A 1,363-nucleotide genomic window follows, 5' to 3' on the forward strand; every position below is an offset into this window, starting at 1 on the left:
CATGAGGGCGTCGTCGGGATAAGGATGATGCTGTTTCAACTGCGACTCGGCGCCTAGATACTGCCGCAGCCGATCGAAACCAACGCTTATTTTTACTTCAACGTTAGTAGTAAATTCCCTAAAATCGTCCTTCAACGACTGTTGCTGCTGATCACTACCGGTGAGTCGGCTGACTATGCTCCCCCGACCATTCTTTTGGAGCCAACCACTAAACCTCCGTTGATTTATGGCCATAGTCCGGACAACTTTCCTCTGCGAAGTCGAGTCCGGTCCGAGCTTGCTCAAATGTTCGTTGGCTAGGTCATCAATGATGCGGGCGTCGTCGGGATAAGGTTCATGCGGTTTCAACTGCGACTCGGCGCCTAGATACTGCCGCAGCCGATCGAAACTCACGACCACTTTTTTTCCTTCAGCCTTGGTAAAGGCCCTAAAATCGTCCTGCAACGACTGTTGCTGCTCATCACTACCGGTGAGTCGGCTGACTATGCTCCCCCTGCCCTCCCTTTTGAGCCAATCGCTAAACTTTCGTTGGCTACTGGCATTTTTCCGGGAAATCGAGGCCGGTCTGAGCTTACTCAGCTCTTCGTTGACCAAGTCATCAATGACGCGGGCGTCATCGGGATAGGGATCATGAATTCGGCGGCCCATCAGGCGCGGCCCAGGTCCAACGGCTTGGAGTTCTTGCCCCTCAGACGCGAGCCTCCTGAAATGAGACAGTGCTGAGTTAAGACGGTTCTGATCGTCCTCACCGCTTGCCCAATAATCCGCGATATCACCGGCTAGTGAATCTGGATCGTTTAAAAACCGAGAAGTCATCGAATCTCTGTTCTCTGCTCGGAGCCAACGAGCGAAACCCCTAAGAATACCTAAATTGTTCTCGACGGTACGCTCGGGAACCCTTCCGTCCCCTCGGCCGATGCTACCGTCGGGTAGAATTTCGTAGTTTCGGACTGCTTCCGCGAACTGGTTGATGCGGGACTCGTCATCGGGATGCATGTCCCGGTCGGCGGGGCGACCACGCTTGGCGCCGACGCGAACCTCGGTTGAGACCTCCGTTGCGGCATCAACCTCTTGCTGCCCCGAACCCCTCTCCGGCGCCAGCGACTGCGGCGTCACTCGCATCGAACCGCCCACGGAACTGCGACGCGGCACACGGTCGCCGGCGTCACTATCGTGCGAACCGAGGCGCAAGTCGGTCGGATCCTGCTCCATGTCTCGGCTCTCTGGATAGTAGTCCTCGATCCAGGCGTCCGTATCGAAAGCTCCGGTCACGCCTTCGATCCACCCACTTACTTCGCGAGAATCGTCATCGCGCGGCTGGTTCCGTCTTGGGTACATCGATGCCGGTCCTCCGGAAATCAAA

Annotated in this window: 1 pseudogene; it reads right to left on the bottom strand. The window is 56.3% G+C overall.

The features are described from left to right. A pseudogene (locus tag CO667_RS34510) lies at positions 1-1,272 on the bottom strand (hypothetical protein); the annotation flags it as partial. Positions 1,273-1,363: the final 91 nt, after the last annotated feature.

The organism is Rhizobium sp. L43 (assembly GCF_002531725.1).
Taxonomy (GTDB): Bacteria; Pseudomonadota; Alphaproteobacteria; order Rhizobiales; family Rhizobiaceae; genus Rhizobium.